The sequence below is a fragment of the Aliihoeflea sp. PC F10.4 genome (assembly GCF_054612275.1).
In genome coordinates this window covers 2,026,481-2,043,573 of the sequence record NZ_JBTSWH010000001.1, presented here as the reverse complement: position 1 = coordinate 2,043,573, position 17,093 = coordinate 2,026,481, and the positions used below count along the sequence as shown (strand labels likewise).

15 protein-coding genes and 1 pseudogene are annotated in these 17,093 nt (G+C 62.2%); 9 read left to right on the top strand and 7 right to left on the bottom strand.

From position 1 onward, the window contains the following. Nucleotides 1–17: 17 nt before the first annotated feature. Entirely contained in the window at nucleotides 18–1,253 is a 1,236-nt protein-coding gene (locus tag ACX82Z_RS10265) for an MFS transporter (protein WP_459588484.1), read from the bottom strand. A 142-nt stretch (nucleotides 1,254–1,395) separates the two neighbouring features. Between ACX82Z_RS10265 and ACX82Z_RS10260 the strand changes: the two genes are divergently transcribed. The 5 genes from ACX82Z_RS10260 (at nucleotide 1,396) to ACX82Z_RS10240 (ending at nucleotide 5,088) form a co-directional block, all read left to right on the top strand. Next, nucleotides 1,396–1,674 carry a type II toxin-antitoxin system ParD family antitoxin gene (locus tag ACX82Z_RS10260; protein WP_459588482.1) on the top strand — a complete coding sequence of 93 codons (279 nt, stop codon included), beginning with the start codon at nucleotides 1,396–1,398 and terminating at the stop codon, nucleotides 1,672–1,674. After that, entirely contained in the window at nucleotides 1,667–1,957 is a 291-nt protein-coding gene (locus tag ACX82Z_RS10255; protein WP_459588480.1) for a type II toxin-antitoxin system RelE/ParE family toxin, read from the top strand. Before ACX82Z_RS10260 ends, ACX82Z_RS10255 begins: the two co-directional genes overlap by 8 nt. 119 nt (nucleotides 1,958–2,076) lie before the next feature. Then, nucleotides 2,077–3,870 (top strand): aspartate--tRNA ligase, encoded by a 1,794-nt coding sequence (gene aspS, locus ACX82Z_RS10250; protein WP_459588478.1) that lies wholly within the window; start codon nucleotides 2,077–2,079, stop codon nucleotides 3,868–3,870. A 4-nt stretch (nucleotides 3,871–3,874) separates the two neighbouring features. Next, nucleotides 3,875–4,504 (top strand): pyroglutamyl-peptidase I, encoded by a 630-nt coding sequence (locus tag ACX82Z_RS10245; RefSeq protein WP_459588477.1) that lies wholly within the window; start codon nucleotides 3,875–3,877, stop codon nucleotides 4,502–4,504. After that, nucleotides 4,501–5,088: a DUF922 domain-containing Zn-dependent protease gene (locus tag ACX82Z_RS10240; protein WP_459588475.1), complete on the top strand. Its 588-nt coding sequence runs from the start codon at nucleotides 4,501–4,503 to the stop codon at nucleotides 5,086–5,088. Before ACX82Z_RS10245 ends, ACX82Z_RS10240 begins: the two co-directional genes overlap by 4 nt. Before the next feature lie 13 nt (nucleotides 5,089–5,101). On the opposite strand, the gene ACX82Z_RS10235 is transcribed toward ACX82Z_RS10240, so the two are convergent. After that, on the bottom strand, nucleotides 5,102–6,283 hold the full coding sequence (locus ACX82Z_RS10235; RefSeq protein ID WP_459588473.1) for a hypothetical protein: 1,182 nt from the start codon (nucleotides 6,281–6,283) through the stop codon (nucleotides 5,102–5,104). Between the two features lie 174 nt (nucleotides 6,284–6,457). On the opposite strand from ACX82Z_RS10235, the gene parC reads away from it, so the two are divergent. Then, entirely contained in the window at nucleotides 6,458–8,743 is a 2,286-nt protein-coding gene (parC, locus tag ACX82Z_RS10230; protein ID WP_459588471.1) for a DNA topoisomerase IV subunit A, read from the top strand. 41 nt (nucleotides 8,744–8,784) lie between these two features. Beyond that, the gene (locus tag ACX82Z_RS10225; RefSeq protein ID WP_459588469.1) at nucleotides 8,785–9,030 is read left to right on the top strand and encodes a PepSY domain-containing protein; all 246 of its coding nucleotides are present in this window, start codon (nucleotides 8,785–8,787) and stop codon (nucleotides 9,028–9,030) included. A 29-nt stretch (nucleotides 9,031–9,059) separates the two neighbouring features. Here the strand turns inward: ACX82Z_RS10225 and ACX82Z_RS10220 are convergent, their stop codons facing one another. From ACX82Z_RS10220 to ACX82Z_RS10200, 5 genes and pseudogenes are all read right to left on the bottom strand, one after another. Further along, the gene (locus tag ACX82Z_RS10220; protein ID WP_459588467.1) at nucleotides 9,060–10,817 is read right to left on the bottom strand and encodes a DEAD/DEAH box helicase; all 1,758 of its coding nucleotides are present in this window, start codon (nucleotides 10,815–10,817) and stop codon (nucleotides 9,060–9,062) included. Nucleotides 10,818–10,910: 93 nt separating this feature from the next. Further along, nucleotides 10,911–11,932: pseudogene (locus tag ACX82Z_RS10215) on the bottom strand (sulfate/molybdate ABC transporter ATP-binding protein). Next, nucleotides 11,929–12,816 carry a sulfate ABC transporter permease subunit CysW gene (cysW, locus tag ACX82Z_RS10210; RefSeq protein WP_459588466.1) on the bottom strand — a complete coding sequence of 296 codons (888 nt, stop codon included), beginning with the start codon at nucleotides 12,814–12,816 and terminating at the stop codon, nucleotides 11,929–11,931. The pseudogene ACX82Z_RS10215 and the gene cysW overlap by 4 nt, the downstream one beginning before the upstream one ends. 1 nt (nucleotide 12,817) lies before the next feature. Continuing rightward, on the bottom strand, nucleotides 12,818–13,642 hold the full coding sequence (cysT, locus tag ACX82Z_RS10205) for a sulfate ABC transporter permease subunit CysT (protein ID WP_459588465.1): 825 nt from the start codon (nucleotides 13,640–13,642) through the stop codon (nucleotides 12,818–12,820). A gap of 90 nt (nucleotides 13,643–13,732) precedes the next feature. Continuing rightward, the gene (locus ACX82Z_RS10200) at nucleotides 13,733–14,734 is read right to left on the bottom strand and encodes a sulfate ABC transporter substrate-binding protein (protein WP_459588463.1); all 1,002 of its coding nucleotides are present in this window, start codon (nucleotides 14,732–14,734) and stop codon (nucleotides 13,733–13,735) included. 232 nt (nucleotides 14,735–14,966) lie between these two features. Between ACX82Z_RS10200 and ACX82Z_RS10195 the strand changes: the two genes are divergently transcribed. Both ACX82Z_RS10195 and ACX82Z_RS10190 read left to right on the top strand, forming a co-directional pair. Continuing rightward, nucleotides 14,967–15,446 carry a pyridoxamine 5'-phosphate oxidase family protein gene (locus ACX82Z_RS10195; RefSeq protein WP_459588461.1) on the top strand — a complete coding sequence of 160 codons (480 nt, stop codon included), beginning with the start codon at nucleotides 14,967–14,969 and terminating at the stop codon, nucleotides 15,444–15,446. Between the two features lie 137 nt (nucleotides 15,447–15,583). Beyond that, nucleotides 15,584–17,092 carry a helicase HerA domain-containing protein gene (locus ACX82Z_RS10190; protein ID WP_459588459.1) on the top strand — a complete coding sequence of 503 codons (1,509 nt, stop codon included), beginning with the start codon at nucleotides 15,584–15,586 and terminating at the stop codon, nucleotides 17,090–17,092. Nucleotide 17,093: the final 1 nt, after the last annotated feature.

Here is a 17,093-nt window from a genome sequence, read left to right as displayed (position 1 = left end):
AGTCGGGGACAGGCGCGTCAACCGCTATCTTTGTTTCGCGGCTTATGTGCCAGCTTGGCGAAGAAGGGCGAGGTGCGGATCAACGCGGTAAAGCGCCCGCGCTCTTCGGGCGGCGGCGCGGCCCGCACGCGCATCCGATAGAGCGTGATGGCGATGAACAGCGCATAGACCCCGGCGAGGTAGTAGAAGAGCGCGGCATTACCGAACTGCGTGAGAAGCAATGACGAGGCAAGCGGGCCGATAACGGCGCCGATCGCGTAGAAGAACATCAGCGCGGCGGCGACCTTAACGTAGCCGCCTTCGCCCGCATTGTCGTTGCCATGCGCGGCGGCGAGCGAATAGATCGGCATCGCAAAGGCGGAGAAGATGAAGATGAGCGCGAACTGTGCGAGCGCTCCGCTTTGCGTCGTCAACGCGATGGCCAGAGCCGTCAGCATGGCGGCGGCCGACGTCATCACCAGCACCTTGCGCCGGTCCCAACGATCCGACAGCGACCCGAGCGGATATTGCAGAACCACGCCGCCGATGACGCCGAGCGAGATGAACGTGGCGATCTGGCTCACGCTCAAGCCGATCGCCTGCGCATAAAGCGGGCCGACGAGACGGAACGCGCTGTTGGCGAGGCCCGCGACGGCCGAGCCAATGCAGGCGAGAGGCGAGATGACCCAAACGCTTTTCAGGTCGAGCTTCAGTTCCTTGGGCGGGCTGGGATTGGAGCGATCGCCGAGCGAGACCGGCACCAGTGACAGCGTGATCATGATCGCCATCACTCCGAAGATCGTGAACCCGGCCGTGCCGAAAAGCGGAATCATGAATTGGGAGAGCGTGGTCGCGACCAGATCTATGACGCGGTAGACGGACGTCGCGCGCCCGCGAACGGCGTTGCCGACGGACGAATTGATCCAGCTTTCCATGACCGTGAAAAGGCCGGCGAAGCAAAAGCCGATCAGGAAGCGCAACACGATCCACATAACCGGATCGATGAAGAGCACGAGCGCCAGCGTGCCGCTCGCAGCTATGGCAGCAAGCGCGGCGAAGGCACGGATGTGCCCCACCGCACGCAGCATTTGCGTGATGGTCAGGCAGCCGAAGAAGAAACCGGCGAAATAGGCCGCGCCGACGATGCCGATCAGGGCGGCAGAAAATCCCTCCTGCTGGCCGCGCAGGGCGATGAGCGTGCCTTGCAAACCGTTGCCGGCCAGCAAAATGCCGGCGGCTATGAGAAGCGGAAGGAGAGGGCGTATGGAAGGCATCGCAGACCCGGTTGCGTCGCCTGTTCATCGCACGATCCACGCCGCGCGACCATGAGCCAAACATCCTCGGCTATTCACCCAATCCCGATTTGTGAATTTTGCTTATTTACTGCATAATAATTGACAATTAAAGGAGGCCATCATGGCGACGATGACGATTTCCCTTCCGGAGAAAATGAAGGAATGGGTCGAGCATCAGCTCGAATCCGGCGATTTCGCCAGCTCGAGCGACTATGTGCGCGACCTGATCCGCCGCGACCGCGACCGCCGCGAGCACGAGCGTGACAAAGCGCGGCGGCTGGCGGAACTGCGTGCAATGGTGGATGAGGGCTGGGAAGGCGCTTTTACTAAACTGGACACCGAACAGATATTCCAAAAAGCGGTCGAGATAGCAAAGGCGCGAGGCACCTATCGTGCATGAAATCGTCGTCGGTCCGCGAGCTATAGCCGATCTGCTGGATCTCTACCTTTTTGGAATCGAAAGGTTCGGCCCTCTACAGGCTAACCGTTGCCGGGCCGAGCTTGATGAGGTGTTCGATAAACTTGGTGCGTTTCCGCATATGGGGCGGGCCGCGTCGGGTATGGGAGATGGCGTTCGCCGTCATGAGCACGGAAGTCATGTCATCTTTTATCGCGAGAACGGCGAAACCATTTTTATCGCGCGCATTATACATGCACGCAGCGTCCGCGACCTTGAACGCTGACGGGAAAGTAGGGCGCTCCGACAAAACTTGACAAAAGCGCCCCTCCATGCGCTTTTCGCGCCGATTTTCCGGGCTTCATTTGCCCGACGAACAGCCACGAAATTCCGAAAGACCAGCCCATGCACGCCTATCGCAGCCATAATTGCGCACAACTTCGCAAAACCGATGTCGGCGCCAATGTCCGCCTCTCCGGCTGGGTGCATCGCGTGCGCGATCATGGCGGGCTGCTGTTCATCGACATGCGTGACCATTACGGCCTGACGCAGATCGTCGCCGATCCCGATTCGCCCTGCTTCAAGGTGGCTGAGACCGTGCGCGGCGAGTGGGTCATTCGCGTCGATGGTGAGGTTAAGGCGCGCACGGCGGAGACGACGAACGCCAACCTGCCGACCGGCGAAATCGAGATTTTTGCCCGCGAGATGGAAGTCCTGTCGAAGGCGAAGGAACTGCCGCTGCCGGTCTTCGGCGAGCCGGACTATCCTGAGGATATCCGCCTCAAATACCGCTTCCTCGATCTTCGCCGCGAAACGCTTCACCGCAACATCGTCCAGCGCACGAAGATCATCTCCGAGATGCGCAAGCGCATGGGTGATGTCGGCTTCACCGAATTTTCGACGCCGATCCTGACAGCCTCGTCGCCGGAAGGCGCGCGCGACTTCCTGGTCCCGTCGCGCCTGCACGAAGGCTCGTTCTATGCGCTGCCGCAGGCTCCGCAGATCTACAAGCAGTTGATCATGGTGTCCGGCTTCGACCGCTATTTCCAGATCGCGCCCTGCTTCCGCGACGAAGACCCGCGTGCTGACCGCCTGCCGGGCGAGTTCTACCAGCTCGACCTCGAAATGAGCTTCGTCGAGCAGGAAGACGTGCTGTCGACCATGGAACCGGTGCTGCGCCAGGTATTCGAGACCTTCGCCGACGGCAAGCCGGTGACGCAGGAATTCCCGCGCATCGCCTATGACGACGCCATGCGTAAATACGGTTCCGACAAGCCGGACCTGCGCAATCCCATCGTCATGGAAACGGTTTCCGAGCATTTCGCCGGTTCCGGGTTCAAGGTGTTCGCGAATATTCTCGCAAATGACGCGAAAGCCGAAGTCTGGGCGATCCCGGCACGAACCGGCGGCTCCAGAGCGTTCTGCGACCGGATGAATTCATGGGCGCAGGGCGAGGGACAGCCGGGCCTCGGCTATATTTTCTGGCGCAAGGAAGGCGACAAGCTCGAAGGCGCGGGACCGATCGCCAAGAACATTGGCGAGGAGCGCACGGCGGCCATCGCCGCCCAACTTGGCCTGGGTGACGGTGACGCCTGCTTCTTCGTGGCGGGTGACCCGAAAAAGTTCGTGGCCTTCGCAGGCTCCGCGCGCACCCGTGCGGGCGAGGAACTGAACCTCGTCGACCGCGACCGGTTCGAACTGTGTTGGATCGTTGATTTCCCGTTCTTTGAATGGAACGAGGACGAGAAGAAGATCGATTTCGCACACAACCCATTCTCGATGCCGCAAGGCGGCATGGAGGGTCTGGAAGGTGGCGAGCCGCTGTCGCTCAAGGCGTACCAGTATGACATGGTCTGCAACGGCTTCGAGATCGCGTCGGGCGGTATCCGCAACCATCTGCCCGAGACCATGGTGAAGGCTTTCGAAATGGTCGGCCTGTCCCGCGAGACGGTCGAGGAACGTTTCGGCGGCCTTTACCGCGCATTCCAGTATGGTGCGCCTCCCCATGGCGGCATGGCGGCCGGCATCGACCGCATCGTCATGCTGCTCGTCGGCGCGAAGAATTTGCGCGAAGTCACCATGTTCCCGATGAACCAGCAGGCGCAGGATCTTCTGATGAACGCGCCCTCGCAGGCGACCCCGCAGCAATTGCGCGAACTGCATCTGCGCGTTGCACCGACGGCGAAGAAAGACGCCTGACGATATGGACGCGGGCGGCATAAGCGAAAGCGGTCGCCCGCGCGTTCTCCTGACCGGCTTTTCGGTGTTTCCCGGTGCGCCAAGCAATCCGACCGAGGCGCTGGTCAAAAGCCTTTGCGACGACCCGCCAGAAGTCGAAGCGGAGTTGCGTGCAGCGGTCTTGGCGGTCGAATACGAGACGATCGCCGCGCAGCTTGCAGACATCTCCCGGGATTTTCAGCTGGATATCGCGCTTCATTTCGGGCTCGCCCGCGAATGCAAAGGCTTCCGCCTCGAACGCGTTGCAAGAAACACGAACGCGCATGCGCGGCCGGACAATCTCGGTAATCTCCCGGCTTCAGTCGCGATATGCAAGGGGCCGGAGACGTTGGCTTCAACCTTACCGCTGCAACGGATCGCTCGCGCGCTCGACGCTGCCAGTCTACCGGTGGAATGGTCGGACGACGCAGGCGGCTATATGTGCAACACCGTTTTCACGCTGTCCGCAGCGCATGCGTGCGAGGGGCTGTCGCCGTCGATGACCGGCTTCATCCATGTGCCGGCGTCCGACAGATTGCCGCTCGATGATCTGCGGCGTGGCGCGCTGATCGCGCTCGATGCGTGCCTCGATGCCTGGCGGGAGAAAAGCCGATGAGACGTTTCTGGACGGTCGCCTGTCTGGCGCTCGCACCTTTTGCCGCGCATGCGAACTGGCAGGCGACGGAGCGCGTGGAAACCTATTCGATTTCAGGGACCTCCGGCATCGGCCTTTATCAGTCGATCGGTGAGCAGGGCCCGAAGATCGGCATCGGCCGGGCGATCGCGCACACCAATTTCGAGCTTTTGTGGTCGCGCGACTATCGCCCCCAGGCGGACGGCTCATGCGTCCTGGCAACCGCTCGCCCGAGCCTCGTCATCACCTATACCTTGCCGAAACCGTCGAACGATCTGCCACCGCATCTGGCGCGCAACTGGGAGACTTTCATCGAGGGCATCCGGGTTCACGAGCGCGTTCACGGCCGCGACATTATCGAGATGGTCGAGGCGATCGAAGCTTATTCGGTCGGCCTTCGCGCGGAGGCCGATCCGGGCTGCCAGAAGGTGCGCCAGAAGCTTCAGGCGCGGCTCGGCGAGCTTTCACAGGCGCAACGCCAGAGAAGCCGGGACTTCGACCGCGTCGAGATGGGAGATGGCGGAAACATCCACCAACTCATCCTGTCCCTCGTCAACGGCGGATAGAAGCCGCTTGCTGTCAGTCGTTCGCCGTTATGGTCAGCCCGAGTTGCTGAACCAGCATGTCAGGCGCGGCTGCTCCCGCGGCAAGCACCATCGCGAACGGAACCGGCGCTGCGGGCGCGGCGCGGATCGTCAGTGACTGCGGATCGTCGAGATAGGTCGAAATCGCACCCGAGGCCATCTGCATGAGCTGCGGCGCATTCAGCTGAGCCAGCATGAGCGGCACGACTGCCTTCGTCTGGTTGACGACATCGGCGCGTGTGGCTCCCTGATCTTCGGCGGCGAAGTCGAGGATGCGGTTGGTAAGCGAAGCGTCGTCGAACCGGACTTCCAGCCCGTGAATGTTGATCTGCTGCATCAGGCCGAGCAACGCCAGACCCTGCGCGGACTGATCGCCTTCCGGATTGGCCGCCATGCGCTCGGTGGTCTCGCGCAGAGCCTTGATGAAGTCGGTCGTGTAGCCGCTGATGTCGAGCGTGATACCAAGTGTCCCGACGTCTTCGGCCACGAAATCATACTGCGAAAAGCGCAGCCGGCCGTCGCTGGCCGCCCAGCTTCCGGCAAATTCCATCCTGCCGGAAACCTGTTCGTAGCCGAGCCGTGAAATGACTTCCTGCTGCTCCGGATTGTCGGTAGCCGCAAGGTCCACGGAAAACCGCTCTGCACCGCCGGTGAAGGCGAGCTCGCCATCATCCTCCGGCGGCGTGATCTCGACATTCATATCGACCATCGAGAAGATTTCGCGGTCGTCCATTTCGAATTTGACTTCGCCGACCGACGCGCGTTCGTAAAAGAAGATTTCCGCCCCGGCGGGTTCGACGCCTTCGTCGGGCAGGACGACATTGTCCATGAAAACGTCCGTAACGGTGACGGTGCCGCCCGCGTCGCTCATCGTGTAGCTGGGCATGGCGATCTGATCGACGAGGTATCCGTCATCGTTTCTGGAAACGCCGTTGAAGTCGATATCGCCCATCGGTTGCTGGCCGCCTTCGGCCGTGACTGTCACACCGGTCAGCGTCGCGCTATCGTCGTCGATAGCGGCATCAGCCCAGTCGATTGTCACGCCCTGTTCGCTCATCAGCGCCTTGAAGCGCTCGAGCGCGGCATCGACTTCCTGCGCATGGGCGCAGGTGAAAGAAATTGCCGAAAGGGCGGCGCCGAGCGCCAGCGTCTTCATTCGATGTGCAATGAGTTGCATATTTCCTACCCGATGATCTTTTCTGGTTGAGCGACACATGAACGCATGCGCTTGGAAAAGGCAAACGATCAATCTGCAACGCAGTTTCATGGGGCGACGCTTTTCGGTGGATTGACAAGCCCTGTGTCAACCCTGCACTTGCCGCGAATCTCCCCCTTTTGCTAAGGCGAACCCATGGGAAAGAGCCTTTTGCCGCCTGGCGCCGGAGATGGCGACCACATCGAGCCTGTCGACCTGAAGAAGGCGCTGGAAGAGCGTTATCTCGCCTATGCGCTGTCGACGATCATGCACCGCGCTCTGCCGGACGTGCGCGACGGGCTGAAGCCCGTCCATCGGCGCATCGTCCATTCGATGCGGCTCTTGCGGCTGAACCCCGATCAGGGCTTCGCCAAATGCGCGCGCATCGTCGGCGAAGTGATGGGCAAGTTCCATCCGCATGGTGATCAGTCGATCTACGATGCGCTGGTGCGCCTCGCACAGTCTTTTTCGGTGCGTTATCCGCTGGTCGACGGTCAGGGCAATTTCGGCAATATCGACGGCGATAACGCCGCCGCAATGCGCTACACCGAAGCGCGCATGACCGAGGTCACGACCGAACTTCTGGCCGGCATCACCGAGGACGCAGTCGATTTTCGCCCGACCTACAACGAGGAAGACGAGGAGCCGGTCGTTCTGCCGGGCGCGTTCCCGAACATCCTCGCCAACGGATCGTCCGGTATCGCTGTCGGCATGGCAACGTCTATCCCGCCGCACAATCTGGCCGAGCTTTGCAAAGCGGCGCTGCATCTGATCGACCATCCGGACGCGGAAGTGGAAGATTTGCTGACGCATGAGCCGCATGCGACCGATCCCGACGAGAACATGGTGCGCGGGCCAGATTTCCCGACAGGCGGCATCATCGTCGACGATTTCGCCAGCATCGTGAACGCCTACAAGACCGGACGCGGTTCGTTCCGCGTTCGCGCCAGATGGGAGCAGGAGGAACAGGGACGCGGCACATACCAGATCGTCGTCACCGAAATTCCATACGGCGTTCAAAAGTCGCGTCTCGTCGAAAAGATCGCCGAACTGCTTCTGGCGCGAAAGCTGCCGCTGCTCGACGACGTGCGCGACGAAAGCGCGGAAGACATCCGCCTCGTTCTGGTTCCCAAGAGCCGCGCGGTCGATCCGGCGATCCTGATGGAATCGCTGTTCAAGCTGACGGAACTGGAAAGCCGCTTCCCGCTCAACCTGAATGTGCTGACGCGCGGCAAGATTCCCAATGTCTTGTCGCTCAAGGGCGTGCTTGTCGAATGGCTGGAACATCGCAAGGAAGTGCTGATCCGCCGGTCGCGCCACCGGCTCGGCGAGATCGAGCGGCGTCTGGAAATCCTCGGCGGTCTTCTGATCGCGTATCTCAACATCGACGAGGTCATCCGCATCATCCGCGAGGAGGATGAGCCGAAGAAGGTGATGATCGCGCGCTGGGATCTCACCGATATTCAGGCCGAGGCGATCCTCAATATGCGCCTGCGCAATTTGCGCAAGCTGGAAGAATTCGAAATCCGCAAGGAGCACGAGGCGCTGACGGCCGAGAAGGCCTCGATCGAGGCGCTTCTGGCGTCCGACGAGAAGAAGTGGAAGACGATCCGCTGGGAAGTCGAGAAAATTCGCGACAGGTTCGGCTCGCACACCGATCTCGGCAAGCGCCGGACCCAGTTCGCCGATGCGCCCGAACACGATATCGGAGACATCCATCACGCGATGATCGAGAAGGAGCCGGTGACGATCGTCGTGTCCGAAAAGGGCTGGCTGCGTGCGTTGCGTGGACATCTGGCGGACTTTTCGACCTTGTCCTTCAAGGAAGGCGACAAGCTCAGGCTCGCTTTCCATGCGCAGACGACCGACAAGATCATCGTCTACACGACCGGCGGCAAATTTTACACGCTCGGCGCGGACCGACTGCCGGGCGGGCGCGGGCATGGCGAGCCGATCCGCATCATGGTCGACATGGAAAACGATCAGGACATTCTGACTGCGTTTGTCCACGATCCGGCGCGCAAGCTGCTTCTGGTCAGCAAGGGCGGCTACGGATTTGCCGTGCCAGAAGCCGAGATCGTCGCCAACACCCGCAAGGGCCGACAGGTGATGAACGTCAAGTTGCCGGACGAAGCGTGCCTTTGCCTGCCATTGACGGGCGATCATCTCGCCATCGTCGGCGAGAATCGCAAGATGCTGGTCTTCCCGCTGATCGAACTGCCGGAGATGACGCGCGGCAAGGGCGTGCGGCTACAGCGCTACAAGGATGGCGGCGTTTCCGACGCGCGACCGTTCGCGATGGAAGCTGGCCTGTCATGGACGGATTCGGCAGGCCGCATCTTCACGCGCAGCCGGGAAGAGCTCGTGGAATGGATGGGCAATCGTGCAGCGGCGGGGCGGATGGTGCCCAAGGGGTTCCCCCGTTCGGGCAAGTTCGGTTAGCATCGCGGAAACCGACATCGTCCACCGATATGGAGACTGCCTTGAGAACGTTACTCGCCGCCGCCTTTCTGTCTACATTTGTCGCCGCTCCGGCCTTCGCACAGCCGCCATCGGGCGCGATGCCGCTGTCGGAAATTCTGGCTGGGATCGAGGCCGAGGCCGGTTTCGGATATTTCGACGAAATCGACTGGGATAGCGACGGCTATTGGGAGATCGAATACTACCGGGCCGATGGCGCAAGGGTCGAGATCGATATCGACCCGGTCTCTGGGCAGGCTCGCAGGTAAAGAAAAGGGCGCTTTGAGCGCCCTTTTTATCAGTCCCGCTTCGGCTTCCTCTTTTTGAAGCCTTCGCCCTTCGGCTTGTCGAACTTGGCCTTACCCGGCTTCTTCGACCAGTCCTTCCCGTCCGGCTTCGGTCCCTTGCCGCGGTGCGGCTTCTTCTCGCTACGTCCGGCAGCGAAGTCGGGCGTGCCTTCGACGCGCTTCACGCGGATGCCGCGCTCCAGATCGCCCTTCTTCCCGATGACTGCGGCGAAGCGGTCGGCCGAACCTTCCGCGATTTCCACGAACGTCTCTTCCGGCATCATCTTGATCGCGCCGATGTCGCGCTTGGTCAGATTGCCGTTGCGGCACAGCATCGGGATCAGCCAGCGCGGCTCGGCGTTCTGCTTGCGCCCGACCGAAAGCGAGAACCAGACGGCGGGGCCGAAATCCTCGCGCTCGCGCGCTGGCTTGGCGTCTTCGAAGGAGCCGGGCTTGACGTCCATCAAATCTTCCGGGGCCGAGCGGCCTGCGCGATAGGCGCGTACGAAGGCAGCGGCTACCTGTTCAGCGCTGTGGGTTTCCAGAATGCGCTTGACGAAATCGGCTTCATCCTCGCCAACCGGCTGGCTGAGCGCCGGATCGGCCAAAAGGCGCTTGTCGTCGCGCTGCATCACCTCTTCGGCGGTCGGCGGCTTGCCCCATTGCGCGGTGATGCCCGCGCCCTGAAGCAGGCGGCTCGCGCGCTTGCCGGCCCGGTTCGGCACGATAAGCACGCTCATGCCCTTGCGGCCCGCGCGGCCCGTGCGGCCCGAACGGTGCAGCAGCGTTTCCTTGTTGGTCGGCAGGTCCGCATGTACCACGAGTTCGAGGTTTGGCAGGTCGATGCCACGCGCGGCGACGTCGGTTGCGATACACACCTGCGCGCGCCCGTCGCGCATCGCCTGAAGTGCGTGCGTGCGCTCGTTCTGGCTAAGCTCACCGGAAAGAGCGACGACGGAAAAGCCGCGATTGTTGAACCGCGCGGTCATGTGGTTCACCGCCGCGCGCGTGGCGCAGAAGACAAGCGCGTTGGTCGGCTCGTAATAGCGAAGCACGTTGATGATGGCGTTCTCGCGGTCGGACTCGGCCACGCTCAGGGCGCGATATTCGATGTCGCCGTGCTGGCGTGCTTCGGTCGAGGCGGTCGAAATGCGCTTCGCGTCACGCTGGTAGGACTTGGCGAGTTCGGCGATCGGCTTCGACACCGTGGCCGAGAACATCAGCGTGCGGCGGTCTTCGGGCGCGGCTTCGAGGATGAATTCGAGGTCTTCGCGAAACCCGAGGTCGAGCATCTCGTCGGCTTCATCGAGCACCACGGCACGAATGTCGTCCATGTCGAGCGAGCCGCGCGTGATGTGGTCGCGCAAACGTCCCGGCGTACCGACGACGATCTGCGCGCCGCGTTCGAGCGCGCGGCGTTCCGAGCGCATGTCCATGCCGCCGACGCAGGACGCGACCGTCGCGCCTGCCTCGGCGTAGAGCCATTCGAGTTCGCGCTTGACCTGGAGCGCCAGTTCGCGCGTCGGTGCGACCGCGAGCGCCAGCGGTGCCGCCGCCGGCGCGAAGCTCGATTCGTCGCCGAGCAAAGTCGGGGCGAGCGCGAGGCCGAAGGCGACCGTCTTGCCCGAGCCGGTCTGCGCGGAGACAAGAGCGTCTCCGTCGCCGATTTCAGGGCCGGTGACGGCCTTTTGCACGGGGGTCAGCGACGTGTAGCCACGTTTTGTCAGTGCGGCGGCCAGCGCCGGCAAAATGCCTTCGAATTCGCTCATCGATCATCTTTCGGGAGTGGGCGCGCAAGCATGGGAGGCGGCGCGAATTTGCGCGCCTTCTACCTTGCAAATGCCCGAATGTACAGGCGCGCGCTATTCGGCCGCGAAAAGCTGTGCCCGCTCGATCCGAACGAAGCCGCGATCGCCAGCTTTCACGTCGACTTCCGGCGGTACGTCGAATTCGAGCGGTTCGCCACGCTCGGTTGCCGCGATCACCCGGCGGTTGCCCGGCCGGTCGATCACTCGCTCGACGCTTGCCGGAATGCCGCCGCCCGTCGCAGACCACGAAAGGTCGCCGGGCCGCAAATAGGCATCGGCCTTGCCGTCGGGGATGGACGGCGCGGCAAGCGATGCGCCGCCAAGATCGGCCGTGCCGTTCGCCACATTGGCCGAAAGCGTGTTGGTGTCGCCGAGGAAGCGGACGACGAAGGCCGATTGCGGGTTGCGCGTCACCTCTTGCGGCGTGCCCTGCTGCACGATCTTGCCTTCGTCAAGAATGACGACGCGGTCGGCCAGATCGAGCGCTTCTTCCTGATCGTGGGTGACGAAAAGCGTGGTGATCCCGAGTTCGGAATGGATTTCGCGCAGCCAGCGACGAAGGTCGCGCCGCACATTGGCGTCGAGCGCGCCGAACGGTTCGTCGAGAAGCAACACCTTCGGATCGACGGCGAGCGCGCGGGCGAGCGCCACACGTTGACGCTGACCGCCCGATATCTGACTCGGAAACCGGTTCGCGAGGCCTTCGAGCTTCACGAGGCGCAAAAGTTCATCGACGCGCGCGGCGATCTCGGCCTTGGAGCGTTTTTTCTTCGACACCTTCATGCCGAAGGCGACGTTTTCGCCGACCGTCATGTGCGGGAAGAGCGCATAATGCTGGAAGACAAAGCCGACGCCGCGCTCGCGCACGGGAATGTCGGTCGCGTCCTCGTCGCCGAAGAAGATCTGGCCTTCGTCGGCATATTCGAGACCGGCGACCATGCGAAGGATCGTCGTCTTGCCCGAGCCGGAGGGACCGAGCAGCGCGACGAGTTCGCCGCTTTCGATGTCGAGAGAGCGCCGCGCACAGCGCGGAACGTGTCGAAGGTCTTGGCGATGTTGTTCAGGCGGATTTTCATTTTGTCTGCTCCGCGACGACGGGTCCGGCAAGGGCGGGGCGCGCGCGTCGGCCGGCGCCCTGACGCTCGAGCAGCACCTTTGCGATGATGGTGACGACGGCAAGGCCGGCGAGAATGAACGCGGCGGCGAACGCGCCGACGGTGTTGTAGTCCTGATAGAGAAGTTCGATGTGCAGCGGCAGCGTGTTGGTCTGGCCGCGAATGTTGCCCGACACGATCGACACTGCGCCGAATTCGCCCATCACACGCGCATTGCACAAGATGACGCCGTAAAGCAGCGCCCATTTGATGTTGGGCAGCGTCACCGACCAGAAGGTGCGAAGGCCCGATGCGCCGAGCGAGGTCGCCGCTTCTTCGAGGTCACGCCCCTGAGCCTGCATCAGCGGAATGAGTTCGCGCGCGACGAACGGCGCTGTCACGAACATCGACGCAAGCACGATGCCGGGCAGGGCGAACAGCACGCGGATGCCCGCATCCTGGAACATCGGGCCGAAGATGCCCTGAAGACCGTAGACGAAAAGATAGGCGACACCGGCGACGATCGGCGAGATCGAGAACGGAATTTCGATCACGACGATGAGGAGGCGCTTGCCCCAGAAATCGAATTTCGTCACCGCCCATGCGGCCGCCACGCCGAAGATCGTGTTGATGGGCACCGCGATGAGCGCGGTGACGACCGTCAGGAAGATCGCGCTGCGCGTATCGTCATTGGCGATGGTTTCCGCGAAATAGCCGTAGCCGCGCGAGAACGCCTGAACGGCGATGATTGCGAGCGGCGCGAGAACGAGAAGCGCTCCAGCGATCAAAGTCAGAGTGATCAGCGTGCGCCGGAAAAGCGCGCTATCGCCGATGCGTGGTGGTTTGGTGTGCGTTGGGCGGCTCATCTCAGGACCTCGCCGTATATCGAAGGCCGCGCGCCTGAAGAAGGTTCGTGACGATCAGCATGACGAAAGCGGTCAGAAGAATGACCGACGCGATGGCAGCGGCAGCGGCATAGTCGTATTCTTCGAGGCGGATATAGGTCAAAAGCGCCGTGATCTCGGTGCGGAACGGTTGGTTGCCGGCGATGAAGATGATCGCGCCGAATTCGCCGAGGCTGCGCGCGAAGGCAAGCGATACGCCCGCCAGAATGGAGGGGCCGAGGATCGGCAGGATCACGCGCACGAAGATCGAAACGTCGCTTGCGCCAAGAGATTGCGCGGCTTCCTCGAGCGCCGGGTCGAGGTCTTCCAGAACAGGCTGCACAGTGCGCACGATGAACGGAACGCTGGTGAACGCCATCGCGATCATGATGCCAAGCGGCGTATAGGCGACACGGATGCCGGCGTCGGCCAGCGGCGCGCCGAACCATCCGTTGGGTGCGAACAGCGCCGTTAGCGCGATGCCGGCAACGGCGGTGGGCAGCGCGAAAGGCAGGTCGACGATCGCATCCACCAGACGGCGTCCGGGAAAGCTGTAGCGCACCAGAATCCAGGCAAGCGCCACGCCGAAGACGAGGTTGAAGGCGGTTGCAAGGGCAGCCGCCGTCACCGTGACGCGATAGCTCGCCACCGCGCGTTCGGACGAAACGATGTTCCAGTAGGCCTCGGGGCCGAGGCTGGCTGCCTTGAAGATCAGCGCGCCGAGCGGCAGCGCCACGATCAGCGCGACATAGAAGAGCGTGATACCGAGCGACAGCTTCAGGCCGGGCAGAACGTTGCGCGCTCTCATGCTGGGGTGTCCAAGTGGGGCATCATGCGTTCCGAAAACGAGACCGGCGGGTCTTCACCCGCCGGCCAATTACAGCAATCGTGGTTGAGGTCAACGCTGACCGTAAAGCTGATCGAGAATCGCGCCGGACGCGAAGTGATCCTGCTGGATCTCGTTCCACCCGCCGAACACATCCTCGACGGTCACGAGGCGCACTTCTGGAAAGCTGTCGGCAAATTCGGCCGACACCGTCTCGTCATGGACGCGGTGACCGTTTTCGGCGGCGATGCGCTGACCGTCTTCGGTATAGAGGAAGTCGAGATACGCTTTGGAAAGCTCGGTCGAGCCGCGCGCTTCAGCGACACGGTCGACGATGGCGACCGGGAATTCGGCGAGAAGGCTGACGGAGGGCGTAACGAGATCGAACTGGTCTTCGCCGAATTCCTTTTCGATGCCCTTGGTCTCGGCCTCGAAGGTAATCAGCACGTCGCCGATCTGGCGCTCGACGAAGGTCGTCGTCGCGGCACGGCCGCCCGTGTCGAAGACGGGGACGTTGTCGAAGATCTTGCTGACGAAGGCCTGCGTCTGCTCGGCGTCGCCGTCGAAGGCCTCCAAGCCGTAGGCGTAGGCGGCAAGATAGGTGTAGCGCGCGTTGCCCGAGGTCTTCGGGTTCGGGAAGATGACCTCGACATCGTCGCGGGCCAGATCGTCCCAGTCCTCGATACCTTTCGGGTTGCCTTCGCGAACGATGAACGAGGGCAGCGAGTAGAAGGGCGACGCCTGGTTCGGAAACTCGCTTTGCCAGTCTTCGGAAACGAACCCGTTCTGGACGAGGAAGTCGATGTCGGTGACCTGGTTGAAGGTGACGACGTCGGCTTCCAGACCCTCGACGATCGCACGTGCCTGACGCGAAGTGCCGGCATGGCTCTGGTCGATCGTGACGTCCTGTCCGGTCTGTTCCTTGTAGGCGGGCACGAAAGCAGCGTTCACGGCGGCGAAAAGCTCGCGTGCGATGTCGTAGGATGCGTTGAGGATGGAGTTCGCCTGCTGCGCTTGTGCGGGCGCGCTGAACAGGAGAGCGGCTGCGACGCCGGCAAGCAGAATGCGCTTCATTGGAAAATTCCTCGTCTGAAAGGCGGATAACTGAAATCACAATCTACTGTTCCTTCGATGAGGGCAGAAGGGAGACAAAAACGTTGCAAGCATTCAGCGTGGAATGAAATGCCAATAATCGCCGTCGGTGTAGAAGAAAAATCCCTTCGACGGATCGTGGCTTCCGCGACGAGGAACGCGCGCCCCTCTTGCGAGTTGGTGGTGCAGACACTTCCATTTCACGAGGATCATGATGAGCGATCACGACAAGACCGATCACGTCTGGAAACTGATGAAGAAGATCGGCTTTTGCATGCTGGCGACGAAGGACGGGCAGGACATTCGCGCGCGGCCGATGGCAGCGCATCTGGAGCGTGACGAACACGCTCTTTATTTCCTGACGGATGCCGAAAGCCACAAGGACAACGAGATCGAGCGCGATCCCCATGTCGGTCTTTTCTTCGCCGATTCCGGTGGCCAGAAATACGTATCCGTCACGGGTCGTGCCGTGGTTTCCAACGATCGCGCGAAAATCAAGGAGTTGTGGTCGACCCCGGCCAAAGCCTGGTGGGACGATCCCGAAGACCCGTCAATCCGCGTTTTGAAGGTTACGCCGAACGATGCGCAATACTGGGATAGCCCCGGCACTGTCGTCAGCTACATCAAGATGTTGAGCGCTGCGGTCTCGGATTCGCGTCCTGATATGAGCGACAACGAAAAAGTGAAGCTGTAGTTTTCAGCTACGCATCAAAAGGCCCGCATCGCGCGGGCCTTTTTTTCGTTTTGAACGGACCTGTGGATTGCGCTGCGTTGGGTCGCGCTCTGGCGCTGCCGGATGCTAGAAGGATCGTCTCTGATCGGAGACGCGCATTGAAAGTCGGCATCGATATGGGCAAGGGCGCACGCAGCGCACCGGCCATGATGGACCTTGAGGAACTGCTCGCCACGCGCCTGCTCGTGCAGGGCAATTCCGGCTCGGGCAAGTCGCATCTCCTGCGTCGTCTGCTCGAACAAAGCGCCCCATGGGTGCAGCAATGCATCGTTGACCCAGAAGGCGATTTCGTCACGCTCGCCGATAAATTCGGCCATGTGGTCGTCGATGCGGCGCGCACGGAAGCCGAGCTTGTGCGTATCGCGGGGCGCATCCGCCAGCATCGCGTGTCGGTCATTCTTAATCTCGAAGGGCTCGACGCGGACCAGCAGATGAAGGCCGCCGCCGCATTCCTGAACGGCATGTTCGACGCCGAGCGCGAATTCTGGTTCCCGGTTCTGGTCGTGGTCGACGAGGCGCAGCTTTTCGCGCCTGCCGCAGCCGGCGAGGTTTCGGACGAGGCGCGGCGCGTTTCGCTGGCCGCGATGACGAATTTGATGTGCCGTGGGCGAAAGCGCGGCCTGGCCGGCGTCATCGCGACGCAGCGTCTGGCCAAGCTTGCCAAGAATGTCGCGGCCGAGGCGTCGAACTTCCTGATGGGCCGCACCTTCCTCGACATCGACATGGCGCGCGCCGCCGATCTTCTCGGCATGGATCGTCGGCAAGCCGAGCAGTTTCGCGATCTTCAGCGCGGCTCCTTCGTCGCACTCGGGCCGGCCCTGTCGCGCCGTCCGATGCCGGTCACGATCGGCGATGTGGAAACGTCCGCCCGGTCCGTCAGCCCGAAGCTGATGCCTCTTCCCGAAACCAGCGAGGAAGCTCGAGAGGCGATCTTCGAACGTGCGCCGGAGGAAATCCGCCAGCCGGTGCGCCGCTATACGCCTCCGCCGCCGACACCGACGGCGGATATTCTGGAACAGCTTTCGCAGCCGCGCGAAGTGGCCGAAGAATCCGTCCAGCCCCTGTTTCCCGAAATCGATACCGTCGAGCGCGAGCGGCTTTTGGTGCTCGTCATGAGCGAGATCGCGGATGATCCGGAACTGCCGTTCCGCACGTCTGCCGTGCTCTATCAGGATTTTCTGGTTCGCTGCCGTATCCGTCGCGTGCCCGGCAATACGGTCGATTTGCCCGACTTCAAGCGGCGTCTGGCGATCGCGCGCACCGGCGTCTCGCAGGAAACTGCACAAAGCGATGCCTGGCGCATCGCGCTCGATCTGTCGAAGGGGCTGGCCGAGGATATTCAGCCGATCTTCCTCATCATCGCGCTTGCGGCGGTGGAAAGGCGGCCCTGTCCGGCAAATGTCGCGCTCGCGCGCGCCTATGGCAGCCATTCAGCAAATCGAGCGCGCCGTCTGCTCACCTATTTCGAGGAACGCGATCTGATCGTGGTCAGGACCGATCTGACCGGCAAGCGCATCGTCGTCTTTCCCGATCTGGGCTGCGAGACCGCGCCGGACCAGCCAGACCGTGCCGAAGACGCGATCCAACCGCGCGAGGCGGCGGAGTAGG

Excerpts from the sequence above, each read along its gene's own strand:
- ACX82Z_RS10265 (WP_459588484.1), bottom strand. The coding sequence starts at position 1,253 with ATGCCTTCCATACGCCCTCTCCTTCCGCTTCTCATAGCCGCCGGCATT.
- ACX82Z_RS10260 (WP_459588482.1), top strand. The coding sequence starts at position 1,396 with ATGGCGACGATGACGATTTCCCTTCCGGAGAAAATGAAGGAATGGGTC.
- aspS (WP_459588478.1), top strand. The coding sequence starts at position 2,077 with ATGCACGCCTATCGCAGCCATAATTGCGCACAACTTCGCAAAACCGAT.
- ACX82Z_RS10245 (WP_459588477.1), top strand. The coding sequence starts at position 3,875 with ATGGACGCGGGCGGCATAAGCGAAAGCGGTCGCCCGCGCGTTCTCCTG.
- ACX82Z_RS10240 (WP_459588475.1), top strand. The coding sequence starts at position 4,501 with ATGAGACGTTTCTGGACGGTCGCCTGTCTGGCGCTCGCACCTTTTGCC.
- ACX82Z_RS10235 (WP_459588473.1), bottom strand. The coding sequence starts at position 6,283 with ATGCAACTCATTGCACATCGAATGAAGACGCTGGCGCTCGGCGCCGCC.
- parC (WP_459588471.1), top strand. The coding sequence starts at position 6,458 with ATGGGAAAGAGCCTTTTGCCGCCTGGCGCCGGAGATGGCGACCACATC.
- ACX82Z_RS10220 (WP_459588467.1), bottom strand. The coding sequence starts at position 10,817 with ATGAGCGAATTCGAAGGCATTTTGCCGGCGCTGGCCGCCGCACTGACA.
- cysW (WP_459588466.1), bottom strand. The coding sequence starts at position 12,816 with ATGAGCCGCCCAACGCACACCAAACCACCACGCATCGGCGATAGCGCG.
- cysT (WP_459588465.1), bottom strand. The coding sequence starts at position 13,642 with ATGAGAGCGCGCAACGTTCTGCCCGGCCTGAAGCTGTCGCTCGGTATC.
- ACX82Z_RS10200 (WP_459588463.1), bottom strand. The coding sequence starts at position 14,734 with ATGAAGCGCATTCTGCTTGCCGGCGTCGCAGCCGCTCTCCTGTTCAGC.
- ACX82Z_RS10195 (WP_459588461.1), top strand. The coding sequence starts at position 14,967 with ATGAGCGATCACGACAAGACCGATCACGTCTGGAAACTGATGAAGAAG.